Below are 16,852 nucleotides of genomic sequence, written 5' to 3' on the forward strand. Positions count from 1 at the left end.
GGTTCCCATGGCCGCAGTCTCCTTCCAGTCCGTCACCAAGACCTATTCCACGCCCCAAGGCCCATTTCAAGCATTGGACGCGGTTTCCCTGGACATCGAGGAAGGCGAGTTTTTCGGCCTGCTGGGTCCCAACGGCGCTGGAAAAACCACACTTATCAGCATTCTTGCAGGCTTGGCGCGTGCCACCTCGGGGCGCGTGCTGGTGCAAGGGGCCGATGTGCAAAGCGACTACGCCAGCGCGCGGCGCAAGTTGGGGGTGGTGCCGCAAGAACTTGTTTTTGACCCATTTTTCAGCGTGCGGGAAGCCTTGCGCTTTCAGTCGGGCTACTTTGGTGTCCAAAACAACGGCGACTGGATCGACGAGCTGCTGCACAGCCTGGGCCTGGCCGACAAGGCGCAGGCCAATATGCGCCAGCTCTCGGGGGGCATGAAGCGGCGCGTGCTGGTGGCTCAGGCCCTGGTGCACAAGCCGCCCATCATCGTGCTGGACGAGCCCACCGCCGGGGTGGACGTGGAGTTGCGCCAGACGCTGTGGCAGTTCATTGCGAAGCTCAACAAGCAGGGGCACACGGTGCTGCTGACCACACACTACCTTGAAGAGGCCGAGGCGCTGTGCAACCGCATTGCCATGCTCAAGCGCGGCCATGTCGTTGCGCTGGACCGCACGTCCGAGCTGCTCAAGGCCGCAGCCGGCAATGTGCTGGTTTTCAAGACCGACACGCCGCTGCCGCCGACGCTGGTGCCGCTGGCCCGCGTGACGGGCCGGGTGGTGCAAATGGCAGCGCAGGACGCCCAGGAGGTGGAACGCCACCTGGGGCAACTGCGTCAGGCCGGCGTCGACGTGCAGGACATCGAGATCCGCCGCTCTGACCTGGAGGACGTGTTCCTCAATGTCATGGCGGCCAACGCGTCGCCCGGCTGGGAATCCCAAGTGCCCAGCCTGCCCGCTGTGGGGAGGGCCACAGCATGAGTGGTTGGCGCATGCTGTTTTACAAGGAAATTCTGCGTTTCTGGAAAGTGGGTTTCCAGACCGTGGCCGCGCCGGTGATCACTTCGATGCTGTACTTGTTGATCTTCGGCCACGTGCTCGAAGACCATGTGAAGGTCTACGACCGCATCAGCTACACCACGTTTTTGGTGCCTGGCTTGGTCATGATGAGTGTTTTGCAGAACGCATTCGCGAACAGCTCATCGAGCCTGGTGCAAAGCAAGATCATGGGCAGTCTGGTGTTTCAGCTGCTGACACCGCTGTCCCACCTCGCCTGGTTCGTGGCCTATGTAGGCTCTTCGGTGGTGCGTGGGCTGGCGGTCGGGTTGGGCGTATTGGCGGGTTCGTTTTACTTTGCCACGCCGCAGTTCGCCGCCCCATTGTGGATTCTGGTGTTTGCCTTGCTGGGCGCCACACTGCTCGCCTCCTTGGGGATCATTGCCGGACTCTGGGCCGACAAGTTCGACCAGATGGCCTCGTTCCAGAACTTCATCATCGTGCCCATGACGTTTCTCTCGGGTGTGTTCTATTCAGTTGGCTCGCTGCCGCCATTCTGGAAGGCGGTGAGCCTGTTCAATCCGTTTTTCTACATGATCGACGGCTTTCGCCATGGCTTCTTTGGCCAGAGCGACGCCTCGCCCTGGCTGAGCCTGGCCATTGTCGGCAGCGCCTGTCTGTGCGTGAGCCTGCTGGCTTTGCACCTGCTGCGCATTGGCTACAAGATCAGGACATGAGGGCATCCCCCTGCGGCGCTGCGCGCCATCCCCCTTCTCTTGCTCGGCTGCGCCACGCGGGAAGGGGGACGCCACCGGTGCGGCGGGGCGGCCCTTGCACGGTGGCCGCTAGGCTGGACCGCGCCAGTTCATGCGGTGTGCATGCTTACCAACCCCTTGGAGAAATCAAATGACCGCCGATCAGATTAAGCAAATCATCAGCGCCGGCCTGCCGTGCGAATACATCACGTTGGAGGGGGACGGCCGCCATTGGTACGCCACCATCGTTTCGCCCGCGTTCGAAGGTTTGCGCGCCATCCAGCGCCACCAGCGCGTCTACGGCACGCTGGGCAGCAAAATGCAGAGCGACGAAGTGCACGCGCTGTCAATGAAGACATTTACCCCCGCCGAATGGGCGGCGCAGACAGCAACCTGATCTGGTTCGCTATATTATTAATAGCTTACGGCGCTTTATTCATAAGCGCTAACCCCTCATTTGACCCATATTTTTAGAATACGCCAAGCATGGACAAGCTCCTGATCCGCGGAGGTCGCCGCCTGCAGGGCGAGGTGAGCATCTCGGGCGCGAAGAACGCTGCGCTGCCCGAGTTGTGCGCTGCGCTGCTCACGGCCGATCCTGTGGTGCTGGCCAATGTGCCGCGCCTGCAGGATGTCGCCACCATGCAGCGCCTGATTGCCAACATGGGTGTGGCGATCGAGCGCCAGAGCGATGGCCGTGTCCACGTCAACGCCAGCGGCCTGAGCACGCCCGAGGCGCCTTACGAGCTGGTCAAAACCATGCGCGCCTCCGTGCTGGCCCTGGGCCCGCTGCTGGCGCGCTTTGGGGAGGCCACGGTGTCGCTGCCCGGCGGCTGCGCCATTGGCTCGCGGCCGGTGGATCAGCACATCAAGGGGCTGCAGGCCATGGGCGCCGAGATTGTCGTGGAGCACGGCTACATCATTGCCAAGCTGCCGGCGGGGCGCACGCGCCTCAGGGGTGCGCGCATCACCACCGACATGGTCACCGTGACCGGCACCGAGAATTTCCTGATGGCCGCCACGCTGGCCGAAGGCGAGACGGTGCTGGAAAACGCCGCCCAGGAACCTGAAATTGTCGACCTGGCCGAAATGCTGATCGCCATGGGGGCACGCATCGAGGGCCACGGCAGCAGCCGCATTCGCATCGTGGGCGTCGAGCGCCTGCATGGCTGCGAACATGCGGTGGTGGCCGACCGCATCGAGACAGGAACCTTTTTGTGTGCTGTGGCTGCCGCCGGCGGCGACGTGCTGCTGCGCCACGCCCGCGCAGATCATCTAGATGCCGTGATCGACAAGCTTTGTGAAGCCGGTGTCGAGATTCACTCCGAAGCAGGCGGCCTGCGGGTGCGCAGCAATGGCGCAGAACAGTTGAAAGCCCAGGGCTTTCGAACCACCGAATACCCTGGTTTTCCCACCGACATGCAGGCGCAGTTCATGGCGCTCAACTGCGTGGCGCAGGGCACGGCAACGGTGACCGAAACCATTTTTGAAAACCGCTATATGCACGTCGATGAGTTGCTGCGCTTGGGTGCACGCATTCAGGTCGATGGCCGTGTGGCCGTGGTCGAAGGCCTGGCTGGCAGCGGCGTGCGTTTGTCGGGTGCAACAGTGATGGCCACCGATTTGCGCGCGTCGGCCAGCCTGGTGATCGCCGGCCTGGTGGCCGAGGGCGAAACCGTGGTCGACCGCATCTACCACCTGGACCGCGGCTACGACTGTATGGAAGCCAAGCTGCGCGGCATTGGCGCAGATATCCAGAGAATCTAGGTGCCGTGCCTTGCAAATACGTCTCAGAAAGCCGGCGAAGGTCGCCGCCATGCAGCGTTGCAAATGCGCGCGATAGCGCCTGCTATCGCTGTGCTTTGCGTCTTGCCTGACGACGATTTCGACGGTTTTTGTTCTTCAATGTATTTACAACGCACGACACCATGATCACCCTTGCCCTCTCCAAAGGCCGCATCTTCGAAGAAATCATGCCGCTCTTGGCTGCGGCCGGCATCGAGGTGCTGGAAGACCCGGAAAAGTCGCGCAAGCTGATCCTGCCGACCAACCAGCCGGACGTGCGCGTCGTCATCGTGCGCGCGACCGATGTGCCCACCTACGTTCAGTTCGGCGGCGCCGACATTGGCGTCTGCGGCAAAGACACGCTCATCGAGCACAGTGCCGAGTGGGGCGGTGCGGGCAGCGCCGGCCTGTATCAGCCGCTGGATCTGCGTATTGCCCGCTGCCGCGTCAGCGTTGCGGTGCGGGAGGGCTTTGACTACGCCCGTGCGGTGCAGCCCGGCGGACGCCTCAAGGTGGCCACCAAGTACACCGCGATTGCGCGCGACTTTTTTGCCAGCAAAGGCATGCATGTCGATTTGATCAAGCTCTACGGCAGCATGGAGCTGGCCCCGCTCACCGGGCTGGCCGATGCTATCGTCGATTTGGTCTCCACTGGCAACACGCTCAAGGCCAACCAGCTGGTTGAAGTCGAACGCATCATGGACATCAGCTCGCACCTGGTCGTGAACCAGTCAGCGCTCAAGCTCAAGCAGGCGCCGCTGCGCCGCATCATTGACGCGTTTGCGGCCGCCATCGGCCCCGCACTTTGACAGAATTTACTATGAATTTAGTAGCTGCACCCATGCACCTATCAAGCGCTAGTGCCACTTTTGAAGCGGATTTTGCAGCGCGCCTGCATTGGTCAGCTGACCAGGACGCCGCGATCGAGCAACGCGTGGCCGACATCCTGGCCGACGTGCGTGCGCGCGGCGACGCGGCGCTGCTGGAATACACCGCGCGTTTCGATGGGCTGAATGCTCCCAGCGTGGCGGCGCTCGAACTCACGCAGGCTGAACTCCAAGCCGCGTTTCACGCTATTGCAGCGCCGCAGCGCGAAGCCCTGCTGGCGGCGGCGGCTCGCGTGCGCAGCTACCACGAAGCGCAGAAGAAAGCCTGCGGCGAGAGCTGGAGCTACCGCGATGCCGACGGCAGCCTGCTGGGCCAGAAAGTCACGCCGCTCGACCGTGTGGGCATTTACGTCCCCGGCGGCAAGGCTGCCTACCCCAGCAGCGTGTTGATGAACGCCATCCCCGCGCATGTCGCTGGTGTGGGCGAAATCATCATGGTCGTGCCCACACCGGGCGGCGAGAAGAACCCCCTGGTGCTGGCCGCCGCCTACGTGGCCGGCGTCACCCGCGCCTTCACCCTGGGCGGCGCCCAGGCGGTGGCCGCGCTGGCCTATGGGACGCAAACCGTCCCCAAGGTGGACAAAATCACCGGTCCCGGCAACGCCTACGTGGCCAGCGCCAAAAAGCATGTGTTCGGCACCGTGGGCATCGACATGATTGCCGGCCCCAGCGAAATCCTGGTGCTGGCCGACGGCAGCACGCCGCCCGACTGGGTGGCCATGGACCTGTTTTCACAGGCCGAGCACGATGAGCTTGCGCAGGCCATCCTCCTGTGTCCCGATGCGGCTTATATCGATGCCGTGCAGGACGCGATGGATCGCCTGCTGCCCACCATGCCGCGCGCCGAGATCATTGCCAAGAGCCTCAGCGGACGCGGCGCGCTGATTCATACGCGCAGCATGGAAGAAGCCTGCGAACTTTCCAACCGCATTGCCCCCGAGCATCTGGAAATCGCCAGCCACGAGCCGCACCGTTGGGAACCGCTGCTCAAACACGCCGGCGCCATCTTTTTAGGCGCCTACACCTCGGAGAGCCTGGGCGACTACTGTGCCGGCCCCAACCATGTGCTGCCCACCAGCGGCACGGCGCGCTTTTCTTCGCCGCTGGGCGTGTACGACTTTCAAAAACGCAGCAGCCTGATTGAAGTGAGCGAGGCCGGCGCCCAGGTGCTCGGCCCGATTGCTGCCACCCTGGCCTATGGCGAGGGCCTGCAGGCGCACGCGCAGGCAGCGCAGTTGCGCCTCAAGCAGCGCTGAGGCGGGCAGGCGACACGAGACACCCGGCGCGTGCCTGTTTCCTGCCCCCAGCAAGGCGCAGGGGCGTGGCGGCAGCGCCGCGCAAAGCTGCCTAAATATTCACGAACTTCGTGTCACACGAAGTTCGTGTAAACTGACAATCATGAAGAACGTCACCATCACCATGGAGGATGCTGCTGCCGAGTGGGTGCGCATCGAGGCGGCCAAGCGTGGCAGCAGTGTGTCGAGGCTGGTGGGCGAGTGGCTGGCCGAGAAAATGCGCCAGGAAGATGCTTATGTCCAGGCCATGCGCGAGGCCTTGGGTTTTGAGACCTGGGGCGCCTCCAGCGGCCCGTATGTGCCGCGCAATACGCTTTTCGAACGCTGAGCCATGGCGACCGCGCCCATTTTTGTCGACACCGAAGTGCTGCTCGCCAGTGTGGACGAGCGCGACCCCGCGCGCCAGGCGCGCGCCCGCGAATGGCTGCGCTTTTGCTGGGAGACGCGCAGCGGGCGCATCAGCTCGCAGGTGCTCAATGAGTTGTACAACCAGGCGATCCAGCGTTTTGCTGGCCCGCAAGTGCTGCCGCAGGTGCGCGCCCAGGTACGGCGCCTGCGCGTCTGGCTGCCGCCGCATCTGGATGCCTACACCGTCGATGGCGCCTGGGATCTGCAGGACCGCCACGGCCTGGGCTACTGGGACGCGCTGATTCTCTCGTCGGCCCACCAGCAGGGCTGCCGCTACCTGTTGACCGAGGCCCTGCCGCACGATCATCCGCTGGATGCCGTGCGCCCCATCAACCCTTTCCTCGTGGCCCCCGCAGAATTGGACACCACCGAATGACGCGTACCGACCAAGCCTTGAACCGCATCCGCCCCGACGTGCGTGCCATGCATGCCTACGCCGTGCAGTCCGCCGAAGGGCTGTTGAAGATGGACGCCATGGAGAACCCCTTCCGACTGCCGCCTGAGCTGCAGCAGGCGCTGGGCGAGCGCCTGGGCGCACTGGCGCTGAACCGCTATCCCGGCGGCCGCAGTGACGAGCTCAAGGCCGCGCTGGGAAATTACGCCGACATGCCCGCCGGCTGCGCGATGGTGCTGGGCAATGGCTCGGATGAGCTTATCAGCCTAGTCACACAGGCCTGCGCGCAGCCTTGGGACAGTGGGGCGCCGCGCCCGGTGGTGCTGGCACCGGTTCCGGGGTTTGTCATGTACGCCCTGTCGGCACAGTTGCTCGGGCTCGATTTCGTCGGCGTGCCACTGACTGAGAATTTCGAACTCGATCTGCCCGCCATGCTGGCCGCCATTGCCAGGCACCGCCCGGCGCTCACGCACATTGCCTACCCTAACAACCCAACGGCCACGCTGTGGAGCGAAGCAGCGGTGCAGGCGGTGGTGGATGCGGTGGCCGCAGTGGGAGGCATTGCGCTCATCGACGAGGCCTATCAGCCTTTCGCCAGCCGAAGCTGGATCGATCGCATGCGCGCCGTGCCTGAGCGGAGCGCCCATGTGCTGCTGATGCGCACGCTGTCCAAGTTCGGCCTCGCCGGCGTGCGCCTGGGCTACCTGATGGGACCGGCTGCGCTGGTGGCCGAAGTGGACAAACTGCGCCCGCCGTACAACGTGAGCGTGCTCAACTGTGAAGCCGCGCTGTTTGCGCTCGAACACGCCGAGGTTTTTGCCGGCCAGGCGGCCGAATTGCGTGCCCAGCGCACGCTTCTGGTAGCGGCACTGCGTGCGATGCCCGGCGTGGTCCGCGTGTGGGACAGCGAGGCGAACATGGTGCTGGTGCGCGTGCAGGACGCCGTCCGGACCTTTGCCGGCATGCGCGAGCGCAAGGTCTTGATCAAGAACGTTTCTACAATGCACCCATTGCTGGCCCAGTGCCTGCGGCTCACGGTGGGCTCCGCCGACGAGAATGCGCGCATGCTGGCCGCTCTTCAAGCATCCCTATGACCTCATCTGCCCTCGTTCCCTCCTCCAATACCGACCGCACTGCCGAAGTCAGCCGCAATACCGCAGAGACGCGCATCACGGTGCGCATCAACCTGGACGGCAGCGGCCAGTCGCAACTCTCGACCGGCATTGGTTTTTTTGACCACATGCTGGAGCAGATCGCGCGCCACGGCCTGATCGACCTCGAAGTGCGTGCGGATGGCGACCTGCACATCGACGGCCACCACACGGTGGAAGACGTCGGCATCACGCTGGGCCAGGCCCTGGCCCGTGCGATCGGTGACAAGAAGGGCTTGCGCCGCTACGGCCACGCCTATGTGCCGCTGGACGAAGCACTGACCCGCGTGGTGATTGACTTGTCGGGTCGGCCGGGGCTGACCTTCAACATCCCCTTCACCAGCGGCATGATTGGCGGGCTCGATACCCAGCTGGTGCACGAATTTTTCCAAGGCTTTGTCAACCATGCCGGGGCTACGCTGCACATCGACAATCTGCGCGGCGTCAACGCCCACCACCAGTGCGAAACGGCGTTCAAGGCCTTTGCGCGCGCCTTGCGCACGGCGGTGGAGCACGATCCACGCAATGCTGGCAGCATTCCTTCCACCAAAGGTGTACTTTAAGTAAAAAAGGCCTCTAGCGCTTACGGATAAAGCGCAAACCGCTATGAATATGGAAGCAAAAACGCTGGTAGTGGTGGATTACGGCATGGGCAATTTGCGCTCTGTCTCGCAGGCCGTGCAGGCGGCAGCGCAGGGAAGCGGCTGGCATGTGGTCGTCAGCGCGCGGCCCGAGGACGTGCGCGCCGCCGAGCGCATCGTGCTGCCGGGGCAGGGCGCCATGCGCGACTGCATGCGTGAACTGCGCGAATCGGGACTGCAGGAATCGGTGCTCGAAGCCGCTGCAAACAAACCGCTTTTTGGTGTCTGCGTTGGCATGCAGATGCTGCTGGACCACAGCGCTGAAGGCGACACCCCTGGCCTGGGGCTGATTCCGGGTGAGGTGTTGCGCTTTGATCTGGCGGGGCGCCTGCAGCAAGATGGCAGCCGCTTCAAGGTGCCGCAGATGGGCTGGAACCAGGTGCGCCAGGTACCGCACGGCGGCGCCCTGCACCCGCTGTGGGACGGGGTGCCTGACAACAGCTACTTCTATTTCGTGCACAGCTTCTACGCCCGACCGGCCAGCGCCGAGCACTGTGCCGGAGAGGCGCAGTATGGTGACGCCTTTGCCGCTGCCATTGCACGCGATAACATCTTCGCCACCCAGTTCCACCCCGAAAAAAGTGCTGATCAGGGGCTTCGCCTGTATCGCAACTTTTTGCAGTGGAATCCGTAGATTCTCTGCAGTCGCATTGCTTTCGCGCAGTTTTTTTGTTTTCTCAGCCCTTGGGCACCGCTTCCTCTCATAGACCACCATGCTGCTTATCCCTGCCATCGATCTGAAAGACGGCCATTGCGTTCGCCTCAAGCAAGGCGACATGGACCAATCGACCACGTTTGGGGAAGACCCCGCGGCCATGGCCAGGCGCTGGGTGGAAGCCGGGGCGCGCCGGCTGCATCTGGTAGACCTCAATGGGGCTTTTGCTGGGAAGCCCAAGAACTATGCGGCGATCAAGTCCATTCTCAAAGAGGTGGGCGAAGACATTCCCGTGCAGCTCGGCGGTGGTATCCGTGATCTGGACACCATTGAAAAATACATTGATGGCGGCCTGCGCTACGTCATCATCGGCACGGCAGCGGTAAAAAATCCTGGCTTCCTGAAAGACGCATGTTCCGCGTTTGGCGGTCACATCATCGTGGGTCTCGACGCCAAGGATGGCAAGGTGGCCACCGACGGCTGGAGCAAGCTGACCGGCCACGAAGTGGTGGATCTCGCCAAGAAGTTCGAGGACTGGGGCGTCGAATCCATCATCTACACCGACATTGGCCGAGACGGCATGCTCTCGGGCATCAACATCGACGCCACGGTGAAACTGGCCCAGGCTCTGACCATACCTGTCATCGCCTCGGGCGGCCTGAGCAACATGCAGGACATCGAACAGCTGTGCGCCGTGGAGAGCGAAGGCGTGGAGGGTGTGATTTGCGGGCGCGCGATTTATTCGGGCGACCTCGACTTTGCTGCGGCCCAGGCACGCGCCGATGTGTTGAACGGCTAAGGCGCTGCTGCCGAGGGGTGTTCAGCACCTGGGCAGCGTTGCACCGCTGTTCAGAGCGCCCACTGTTTGCACCAACGCCTCCCAGTAGCTTGGCAGAGCGGCCCAGGGATTGCCCACCCCCGTTTTGTAGTTGAATTCCCGTTCGGTGGCATACACCCAACCGGTGTTGTTGCGCGCTGAAGCGGCCGCCTGCATCGCTCCCTGCATGGCGGCACAGCTGGCGGTGTTGTGCGTCAGCATGGCCTGCGCCTTGTTGGCGTACGTATACAGCCAGGGTGCCGCAGTGCGCGGATCGTATTTCTGGTAATCGACCGCCGAACCCTCGAAGCTGACCAGCGTATCTGCCACGCTGGCGAATTCGGCGGCGGGAACCATGCCCGGGTTGCCCACCACGCGCAGGCTGGGGTCGATGGCCTTGATGTAGCGGTAAATCTCTCGGTAAAAATCGAGCCGCGAGGTGTCGCTGGCCATTTCATCGAGAAAAATGCCACTGATGCGTTCGCGCCCATACAGCACCAGATAGTTGTTGATGTTCGCCTTGATGTCGGCAATGGAGCGGCTGCCCTTGCCATAGCGGGTGTAGACGTAGCCCAGCACTTTGCCCCCAGCATTCACGAACTGCGTCGTGGCTCGCGTGAAGTTGGCATCGACGCTGCCGAAAATGCCATTGCCGGGGTTCATGATGGCCGTGATGGCTACGTTGGGATGGGCGGCTGCGCTGGCAGCCAGCGCGTTCCAATCAGAGATGGCCGAGGGATAGAAGTAGGCTGGAACCAGAATTTCCAGCGCCCCAGGTTGTGAGCGGAGAAAGATCGTCTGTGTTGCCAAGCCGGTCTGGCCCCCTTCGGTGACCGCTGCGCTGACCACCAGCGGTCCGGTAGCGCTGCTGGTGAATGTGCTGGAAGCCGCTCCGCTGCGGCTGGCCGAGGCAGTGGGGGCAAATGTGCCTGAGGGCGCGGAAAACCGCAGCACCGTGCCATCGGCCACCGGCGAGCCATCCACCGTGGCGCTGGCGCGCACAGCCACCGGTGAGCCGCTTGTGAACACGTTGTCGGTACTTGTCGGTGCGGTAATCAGGACGGCTACAGACTTTGCCGCAGGCTCGTCGGAGTCTCCACCGCCGCAGGAGGTCAGCAGTGCAGCCATGGGCAGGGCGCACAGGAGTAAGCAGGAACGAGAGTGGCGCATAGGGATCTCAAAAAGGGTCGGTGAGCTTTCACGATGGTGTACTGCGATAACTGGCGCTGCCTATTGCAACATGAACGTGCGGTATTCAAGCCGGTTCAAACGGCGCGTCAGCATCGCAAGGCCGGTGGCAAGCGTGGCCAGGGTGGCGACGGCAAAACCGTAACCGTACAGTGCTGCACCAAAGGCAAGTGTGCCGCCAGTGAGCACGATGTTGAGTACGACGAATTGAACACACAGCAGCAGCACGGTGCGGCGTTCGTCCAGATAGAAGAACACGTTGAGGATCGCCATCAGCCCCACCTGCAGGCCAGCGCCAATGACTTGCACATGCAGCAGCGGTAGGTACAGGCGCGATATGCCCAATAGGTCGAGCAGTGCCGGCCCTGCGACAAAGGTTACAAGCACCGCCAGCGTCTGAATTTTGGCAATTTCGCCCAGACCCTGCTGCACCGAATAGACCATCTCGTCGCGCATCGATTCAATGTATTGCAGCGAGCCGCCGCCGCGCACGGCATCGTAGAAGCGGTCATAGAACTCGACGAAATCGGTTTCGATGCGCACCAGGAACACGGCCATGCCGGGAATGATCGAGAGGTAGGACAAGAAGACGGGGATGTCGTAGATGAGCGAGGCCCGCAGCGCTCCGATGATGGGCTGCGATGTGGGCGGGAAATACCAGAACATGAACTTGTCGGCCCAGATGCCCAGGTTGTAGAGCAGGCCCACAGCCATCATGGAGGGGTAGAGCATGTCGCGCCGCACAAAGTCAAACGCGACGATTTGCAGCGTGGGTTTGAATTCGCGCACCACCAGCCACCACATGCCCGCGAGCAGATACAAGTTGCCCAGAACAAAGCCGGCCAGCAGGCCCTCCAGACCCCAAGGCCGCATCCACAGCGCGCTGACCACGACCAGGACATAGGCCGACCCGAAGAGCAGCACAATGACTTTGTAGCGCTTCATGCCCGACAGCAGGATGGTCAGTACCCACACGCCGCACATCAAAGTGAAGCCCGCCAGCATCAGCAAGCGGTACACCAAGCCCAGACCGGGGAGGACCACAAACAGCGCCAAGGTGCCCAGTGCGCTGGCTGCCAGCAGCACCACCAGCAACAGACCGTGCAGATTGGGAAGCACCAGATCGGCCCGCTTTTCAAACAAACGATCAGAGATGAACCGGGTGAAGGCAAGCTGCACGATGCCGGTAAGAATCAGGCTGCTGGCCACCAAATAGGTGACCGAGGTCTGGAACTGTGTGACCAGAAACGCCGGCACCACCATGCTGGCGCTGAAAATGCCGATCAGCAAAATACCTACGATGGAGAACACCCAGGGGCCCGAGCCAATGACGCCCGCATAGGCATAGGCCTGCACCAAGCTGACCAGGGTGTTGCGGCGCAGCATGCGGCGCAGCTCGAAGCCGATGCCTGCCATCAGAGGGCTCCCATCGGGCGGCCGAGTGCCCGTTCGTACACAGCGCCATAGCGCTCGAACATCAAGGTGTCGGTGTAGTAGCGCTCCACCCTGGCGATCGCAGCCTGGCTGGCCGCTTGCCACGCCGTTGCATCTTGCAGCAGCGCGAGCGCCGCGTCCGCGAGGCGCTGCGGATCGGCAATGGGAACCACGCTGCCTGAGTGGCCTAGCAATTTATCTTGCTCGTCCAGTCCTTCGACCAGTTGGCGGCAGGAGCCGACATCTGTGGCCACGGCCGGAACGCCGGCTGCGTAGCCTTCGAGCAGCACCAGCGGGAGCGCTTCGCTGATCGATGACAGCACCACCAGACCAATGCGCGGCATCAAGTCTTCGACACGCTGGAAACCCAAAAACCGAACGTTCTCCTCCAGCCCCAGGCTACGCACCAGGTTGTGGCATTCGTGGGCGTATTCGGCATCTTCGTCCGCCGGCCCGGCAATCCAGCCTTCTGCTTGCGGCAACTGGTTCACCACCCGGCGCATGGCACGCACGAAGGTTTTGATGTCCTTGATGGGCACCACGCGCCCGATCAGACAGAGCACGGGTGGAGGCTCTGCTGGCCGCTGTGCACGCAGCGGCGCAAAGCGCGCCAACTGGATGCCGTTGGGAATGTTGAAGCTGCGTTCTGGCGCGGCGCCGTCTGCGATCTGACGCTGGCGGTTGGCCTCGTAGAGCGCAATGATGGGGTCGGCCAACGTGTAGCAGTACCGTCCCAGCCACTCGAAGAAGTGAATCCACATCTGGCGAAAGTACGAAAGCTCGGTCGGATCGCGCTGAAATACGTTGCGGTTGTCACGGATCCATTCGCTCTTGAATAGATCAATCTTGCGTTCTTTGGTGTAAATACCGTGCTCTGAGAGCACCAACGGCACGCTGCGGCTTTGTGCCAGCAGCGCGCCGAGAAATCCGGCGTATCCGGTGGACGCGCAGTGCACCGCCTTGACGGGAATCAGTTGACTGGCCACGCGGGCCAGCAACCACAGCGGCTGGAACATGATGCGCACGGTCCAGAAGAAATCGACGAACGATGGGTCGGTGCAATCGCGGCGGTATACCTCGCACAGGATGTCCCAGGCCCGCGTGCTGTAGAGAAAATCGTCCAGTTGCAGCGCGCCGTCCGGGTGCATGTGCCGCGTCACCTCTCGAAATGCGTCCATGGCCTGCGGACTGTCCAACCCTTCTCGCAGCGCTGCGATCAAGCGTTCGACCATGCGAAACGCCTTGGCGTCGCCAGGACGCATGGCGGGTTCGGTGTCTGAAGTCAGGTTGTCGTAGAGAAAATGCTCTTCGAAATGCACGACGTTCGCCGGGAGTTCGTACTTGAATTCCAGATAGTCAGCGCGTCGGCTGCCCAGAAACACAATGGCAAAACGAACTTCTGGAAACGCGCGAATGATCTGGTTGATCCAGCTCGAAACGCCGCCGCTGACGTAGGGAAACGTTCCTTCGAGCAGCAGCGCGACATCGGCGTCGGAGGCTTGCGGACGGCTCACGGTGCGGTCCAGTAGTCAAGGATGGGGCGCAGCCTGGGAAGCGAATTCCAGGCACGCATCTCCTGCATCAAGGCGCGGGTGCGGGCAAAGTCTCCTCGGTCAAAGCACAACTCGGCCTCGTAGGGCAGAAGGCGCGAGGCCGGAATTCCCAGTGCACGGGCCGTTTCAAACGCCTGCGCTGCTTGCGCATCCAGCGCCTGCTGCTGCAAGAGGCGCCCCCGGCGCAGATGAAGCTGGGCACTGCCCTGCTCGTGGACCAGGACGCGCTCACAGTAGTGCAAGGATTGCTCAACGGCGTGGGTTCGCAGGTCCCCCAGCACCAGATCCTGGTAAACGAGTTCCCAATACAAATCCGAGAGCCGCCGCAGCGTCTCGATGACCTGCGGTGCACTGTCGGTTTTGCCGTCCCTTCGCGCCGTCTGCAGCGCCTGCAGCTCTGCGTCAATGCTTGCGTTAATGCGTTTTTCCAGGCTGTCCAGCATGCCGTACGCGAGCAGACGCAAGTCCTCGTTTGGGTCGCTCAACATGTTGCGCAGCACGGGTGAGGCTGTTCGGCCTGGCACATACTGCAGCGCGACCATGGCGCGCAGGCGTGCCTGCAGCGGTGCATGTTCATTGCCCAGAAACGAGCGCAAACCCGCATGGCGAAGATTGCTTTGCCGGCGCTGATGCTCGTCGAACTCGGGCATCTGGAGCGAATCGAAGTCGAGCTGGCCCGAGGGCCTGCGGTACACACGAAGAATGATCGCTGCGACAAGCACGCCGAAAAATCCCGCGACGGGAACGGCATAGCTGCAGATGGCCATCAGCGAGAGAATGCCAAGCCGGGGCTTGGCCTTGCGCCGTGCCACCAGGGGAAAGGCGAACAAGGCCAGCAAAACGCAGGCGAAGGCATGCACGAGCAGATAGCTCGCAAGTGCACTGTCGGTGTGTCCTCCCAAAAGCAGCGGCCCGCTCCACGCTCCGAGTTCGAGCATCAGCGCCGAGAGGCCGAGTTTGAGATTAAGCATGTGCAAGCGCTTCAATGCGCTGCAAGAGCGTGAGGGTGTTGCCCCACTCCAATCCGATGACGTGAGCAAAGATGCCTGCTTGCGCGAGGGATTGGCCCGCCTTCTGGTCGCACCATTGCTCCAGCCGTGAGATGTAGCCCTGTGCCGTGTTCGCGTCGCCAAGCGGCATCAACACTGCAAGAACCTGGCGATTGGGTGCGTCGATGAGCCAGGTCTCGTCAAGCTCACGTTTGAGCCGGCGTACCTGATCGGGCAAACCCGAGGAAATGGCGCGTGGCAGAAACTCAAGTGCGACCACCACACTGGACACATGGGTCATGGCCCGGATATGGGCAAGGCGCCGAGCTTCGAAGGCAAAAGGCACTGGACAGTCGGGAAGCGCCTCCAGAATGGGCTGGGCCAGGGCATGGGCCGACAGGCCATCGGTGTAGTACCCGAGCAGAAGGTTGATCGTCTGCAGGTTCTCGTCGTGTAGCGAGAAGAAAGGCATTTCTTCTACCACCAGCAGACCATACAACTCGCCGCCCAGGTCCAGCAGCGGTGCAGCCACGAGGTAGCGGGTGTCCTTCTCATCCCGGAGCGCTTGACTGATATGGCACAGGCGCCGCCCCTCAATCGCCTGCCGCACCATCGCATCGCCAGCCACTACTGGACGGGTGCGGCCTATGCTTGCCAGTGCCTCGGGAAGCACTTCGTCATCGACAACCCTGCACAGGGAGGCTGTCTCAAGCTGACAATACTGTGCCAGCAGGCGCAGTAGCGTTTCCGGGCCTTGCGGACCAGCGCCGGCCTCTTGCAGCATGGACAGCGCGTCGCGCATCGACATGGGGCGTCCGATGAGTTCCTGCTCCAGACGATCGTGCGACAAGCGCAGCAAATAATGCTGGCGCACCAAGTGCTCCATGCGCTGGTCCAGATAAAGTTGGAGGGTTTCAGCGCGTCGGGTCCGAGCCTGCCAGAGGCTGGAAAATTCGCCCACCAGCATGACCAGGATGAGTCCGCCCAGAAAAAAGAACTGTGGAAATTCGTCGTAGCTGCCCAGATGAAGCGCCAGCCAGCCCAGCAGCAAAACGACGGAGCCTCCCAGGCCCGCGAGTGGCCCATAGCGCAGCGCCAGAATCACCGGTGCCAGCCACGACCAAGGGAATCCTTCGGTCCAAAGCGGGTCGTTCGGACTCCACGCAAAACCCAGTGCAAGCGCAATGATGGGGAGCAGCAGGGTTTCTCCCAGCATCACGGCGGGCCGATTGCCCGTTACCGCAAGCTTGCCCAACAAGGTGGTGGGCCAGTGCGTGGCAGGTTGCGGGCCGGTGTGGTCACCCGCGAGCCGGCGTCGGGCAGCGGGAGTGTCTGACGAGGGAGTCATGGGATTGCAGGCAGGTCAGCGAGCAGCGGCCAGGCCCGATTGCAAAAGCTCACGAATCAGTTTCTGCCCGACAGCCGAGAGCGCTTCCCGGCTCCAGCCGCTTTTTCCACCTGCGGCGGTCCACAGTGTCTCGCCCGATGCGACGTCGATGATTTGAAGGGTCACTCCCGCTGCGGGTTCGCCATCGACGCCCACTTTGTAGCGCCACTCGTCCACGGCACCGGTCAGCGCGTAGCGTGCCTGCTGTTCGCGTGCCCATTCCAAGGCTTCTTGCTGGCGCTTGCCCTCGGCGACGTCGAACAGTGCCTCTTGCTGGGTGGTGGAGACGTAGCGTTTGACGGTTCCCACGCCCTGCGCGTGCAGCAGAGCCAGAGCAACCGCTTCGGCGCGGTTGCCCGCAAGCGGTGTTTCGGTGTGGTTGGCGAACGGCAGCACCACCCACGCGGCTTGGCGCTCCAGCGTTGGAGCGGGTCCACGGTCGGTGGTGGAGCATGCGCCGAGCAGCGCAAGCACGCCGCCTGGGATCAGAATTTTCAGATGCCGAAGGACAGCGGATAGATAGCTCAT

General features: G+C 62.6%; 18 protein-coding genes. 12 read left to right on the forward strand and 6 right to left on the reverse strand.

What is annotated here, in order from left to right:
• Positions 1-7 precede the first annotated feature (7 nt).
• The 12 genes from C6571_RS11340 to hisA all read left to right on the forward strand — a co-directional run bounded on the left by C6571_RS11340 (position 8) and on the right by hisA (position 9,755).
• Positions 8-970 carry an ABC transporter ATP-binding protein gene (locus C6571_RS11340; protein WP_106446774.1) on the forward strand — a complete coding sequence of 321 codons (963 nt, stop codon included), beginning with the start codon at positions 8-10 and terminating at the stop codon, positions 968-970.
• The gene (locus C6571_RS11345; protein ID WP_106446775.1) at positions 967-1,722 is read left to right on the forward strand and encodes an ABC transporter permease; all 756 of its coding nucleotides are present in this window, start codon (positions 967-969) and stop codon (positions 1,720-1,722) included. Before C6571_RS11340 ends, C6571_RS11345 begins: the two co-directional genes overlap by 4 nt.
• A gap of 169 nt (positions 1,723-1,891) precedes the next feature.
• Entirely contained in the window at positions 1,892-2,137 is a 246-nt protein-coding gene (locus C6571_RS11350) for a BolA family protein (RefSeq protein WP_106446776.1), read from the forward strand.
• A gap of 89 nt (positions 2,138-2,226) precedes the next feature.
• Positions 2,227-3,507 carry a UDP-N-acetylglucosamine 1-carboxyvinyltransferase gene (gene murA / locus C6571_RS11355; RefSeq protein ID WP_106446777.1) on the forward strand — a complete coding sequence of 427 codons (1,281 nt, stop codon included), beginning with the start codon at positions 2,227-2,229 and terminating at the stop codon, positions 3,505-3,507.
• Positions 3,508-3,668: 161 nt separating this feature from the next.
• Positions 3,669-4,334, forward strand: coding sequence for an ATP phosphoribosyltransferase (hisG, locus tag C6571_RS11360; RefSeq protein WP_106448194.1), 666 nt, complete (start codon positions 3,669-3,671; stop codon positions 4,332-4,334).
• 11 nt (positions 4,335-4,345) lie between these two features.
• Entirely contained in the window at positions 4,346-5,668 is a 1,323-nt protein-coding gene (gene hisD, locus C6571_RS11365; RefSeq protein WP_106446778.1) for a histidinol dehydrogenase, read from the forward strand.
• A 142-nt stretch (positions 5,669-5,810) separates the two neighbouring features.
• On the forward strand, positions 5,811-6,035 hold the full coding sequence (locus C6571_RS11370) for a CopG family transcriptional regulator (protein ID WP_106446779.1): 225 nt from the start codon (positions 5,811-5,813) through the stop codon (positions 6,033-6,035).
• 3 nt (positions 6,036-6,038) lie between these two features.
• Positions 6,039-6,491: a PIN domain-containing protein gene (locus C6571_RS11375; protein ID WP_106446780.1), complete on the forward strand. Its 453-nt coding sequence runs from the start codon at positions 6,039-6,041 to the stop codon at positions 6,489-6,491.
• Positions 6,488-7,603 (forward strand): pyridoxal phosphate-dependent aminotransferase, encoded by a 1,116-nt coding sequence (locus C6571_RS11380; protein ID WP_106446781.1) that lies wholly within the window; start codon positions 6,488-6,490, stop codon positions 7,601-7,603. The genes C6571_RS11375 and C6571_RS11380 overlap by 4 nt, the downstream gene beginning before the upstream one ends.
• Positions 7,600-8,223 (forward strand): imidazoleglycerol-phosphate dehydratase HisB, encoded by a 624-nt coding sequence (gene hisB / locus C6571_RS11385; RefSeq protein ID WP_106446782.1) that lies wholly within the window; start codon positions 7,600-7,602, stop codon positions 8,221-8,223. The genes C6571_RS11380 and hisB overlap by 4 nt, the downstream gene beginning before the upstream one ends.
• A gap of 43 nt (positions 8,224-8,266) precedes the next feature.
• Complete coding sequence (hisH, locus tag C6571_RS11390) at positions 8,267-8,935, forward strand: imidazole glycerol phosphate synthase subunit HisH (RefSeq protein WP_106446783.1); 669 nt, start codon at positions 8,267-8,269, stop codon at positions 8,933-8,935.
• Positions 8,936-9,014: 79 nt separating this feature from the next.
• On the forward strand, positions 9,015-9,755 hold the full coding sequence (hisA, locus tag C6571_RS11395) for a 1-(5-phosphoribosyl)-5-[(5-phosphoribosylamino)methylideneamino]imidazole-4-carboxamide isomerase (RefSeq protein ID WP_106446784.1): 741 nt from the start codon (positions 9,015-9,017) through the stop codon (positions 9,753-9,755).
• A 21-nt stretch (positions 9,756-9,776) separates the two neighbouring features.
• On the opposite strand, the gene C6571_RS11400 is transcribed toward hisA, so the two are convergent.
• The 6 genes from C6571_RS11400 to C6571_RS11425 are packed head-to-tail and all read right to left on the reverse strand — an operon-like array spanning position 9,777 to position 16,852.
• Positions 9,777-10,943: a spherulation-specific family 4 protein gene (locus tag C6571_RS11400; RefSeq protein WP_106446785.1), complete on the reverse strand. Its 1,167-nt coding sequence runs from the start codon at positions 10,941-10,943 to the stop codon at positions 9,777-9,779.
• Between the two features lie 60 nt (positions 10,944-11,003).
• Positions 11,004-12,377 carry an exopolysaccharide Pel transporter PelG gene (gene pelG, locus C6571_RS11405; RefSeq protein ID WP_106446786.1) on the reverse strand — a complete coding sequence of 458 codons (1,374 nt, stop codon included), beginning with the start codon at positions 12,375-12,377 and terminating at the stop codon, positions 11,004-11,006.
• A complete protein-coding gene (gene pelF, locus C6571_RS11410) occupies positions 12,377-13,909 on the reverse strand; it encodes a GT4 family glycosyltransferase PelF (RefSeq protein WP_106446787.1) in 1,533 nt (510 codons plus the stop codon). Before pelF ends, pelG begins: the two co-directional genes overlap by 1 nt.
• Entirely contained in the window at positions 13,906-14,919 is a 1,014-nt protein-coding gene (locus C6571_RS11415) for a hypothetical protein (protein WP_106446788.1), read from the reverse strand. The genes pelF and C6571_RS11415 overlap by 4 nt, the downstream gene beginning before the upstream one ends.
• A complete protein-coding gene (locus C6571_RS11420; protein WP_106446789.1) occupies positions 14,912-16,285 on the reverse strand; it encodes a PelD GGDEF domain-containing protein in 1,374 nt (457 codons plus the stop codon). The genes C6571_RS11415 and C6571_RS11420 overlap by 8 nt, the downstream gene beginning before the upstream one ends.
• A 15-nt stretch (positions 16,286-16,300) precedes the next feature.
• Positions 16,301-16,852, reverse strand: coding sequence for a penicillin-binding protein activator LpoB (locus C6571_RS11425; protein WP_106446790.1), 552 nt, complete (start codon positions 16,850-16,852; stop codon positions 16,301-16,303).

This window comes from Simplicispira suum (genome assembly GCF_003008595.1).
GTDB lineage: Bacteria > Pseudomonadota > Gammaproteobacteria > Burkholderiales > Burkholderiaceae_C > Simplicispira > Simplicispira suum.

Coding starts and splice junctions, on each gene's coding strand:
- C6571_RS11340 (WP_106446774.1), top strand. CDS start 8: ATGGCCGCAGTCTCCTTCCAGTCCGTCACCAAGACCTATTCCACGCCC.
- C6571_RS11345 (WP_106446775.1), top strand. CDS start 967: ATGAGTGGTTGGCGCATGCTGTTTTACAAGGAAATTCTGCGTTTCTGG.
- C6571_RS11350 (WP_106446776.1), top strand. CDS start 1,892: ATGACCGCCGATCAGATTAAGCAAATCATCAGCGCCGGCCTGCCGTGC.
- murA (WP_106446777.1), top strand. CDS start 2,227: ATGGACAAGCTCCTGATCCGCGGAGGTCGCCGCCTGCAGGGCGAGGTG.
- hisG (WP_106448194.1), top strand. CDS start 3,669: ATGATCACCCTTGCCCTCTCCAAAGGCCGCATCTTCGAAGAAATCATG.
- hisD (WP_106446778.1), top strand. CDS start 4,346: ATGAATTTAGTAGCTGCACCCATGCACCTATCAAGCGCTAGTGCCACT.
- C6571_RS11370 (WP_106446779.1), top strand. CDS start 5,811: ATGAAGAACGTCACCATCACCATGGAGGATGCTGCTGCCGAGTGGGTG.
- C6571_RS11375 (WP_106446780.1), top strand. CDS start 6,039: ATGGCGACCGCGCCCATTTTTGTCGACACCGAAGTGCTGCTCGCCAGT.
- C6571_RS11380 (WP_106446781.1), top strand. CDS start 6,488: ATGACGCGTACCGACCAAGCCTTGAACCGCATCCGCCCCGACGTGCGT.
- hisB (WP_106446782.1), top strand. CDS start 7,600: ATGACCTCATCTGCCCTCGTTCCCTCCTCCAATACCGACCGCACTGCC.
- hisH (WP_106446783.1), top strand. CDS start 8,267: ATGAATATGGAAGCAAAAACGCTGGTAGTGGTGGATTACGGCATGGGC.
- hisA (WP_106446784.1), top strand. CDS start 9,015: ATGCTGCTTATCCCTGCCATCGATCTGAAAGACGGCCATTGCGTTCGC.
- C6571_RS11400 (WP_106446785.1), bottom strand. CDS start 10,943: ATGCGCCACTCTCGTTCCTGCTTACTCCTGTGCGCCCTGCCCATGGCT.
- pelG (WP_106446786.1), bottom strand. CDS start 12,377: ATGGCAGGCATCGGCTTCGAGCTGCGCCGCATGCTGCGCCGCAACACC.
- C6571_RS11415 (WP_106446788.1), bottom strand. CDS start 14,919: ATGCTTAATCTCAAACTCGGCCTCTCGGCGCTGATGCTCGAACTCGGA.
- C6571_RS11420 (WP_106446789.1), bottom strand. CDS start 16,285: ATGACTCCCTCGTCAGACACTCCCGCTGCCCGACGCCGGCTCGCGGGT.
- C6571_RS11425 (WP_106446790.1), bottom strand. CDS start 16,852: ATGAGCTATCTATCCGCTGTCCTTCGGCATCTGAAAATTCTGATCCCA.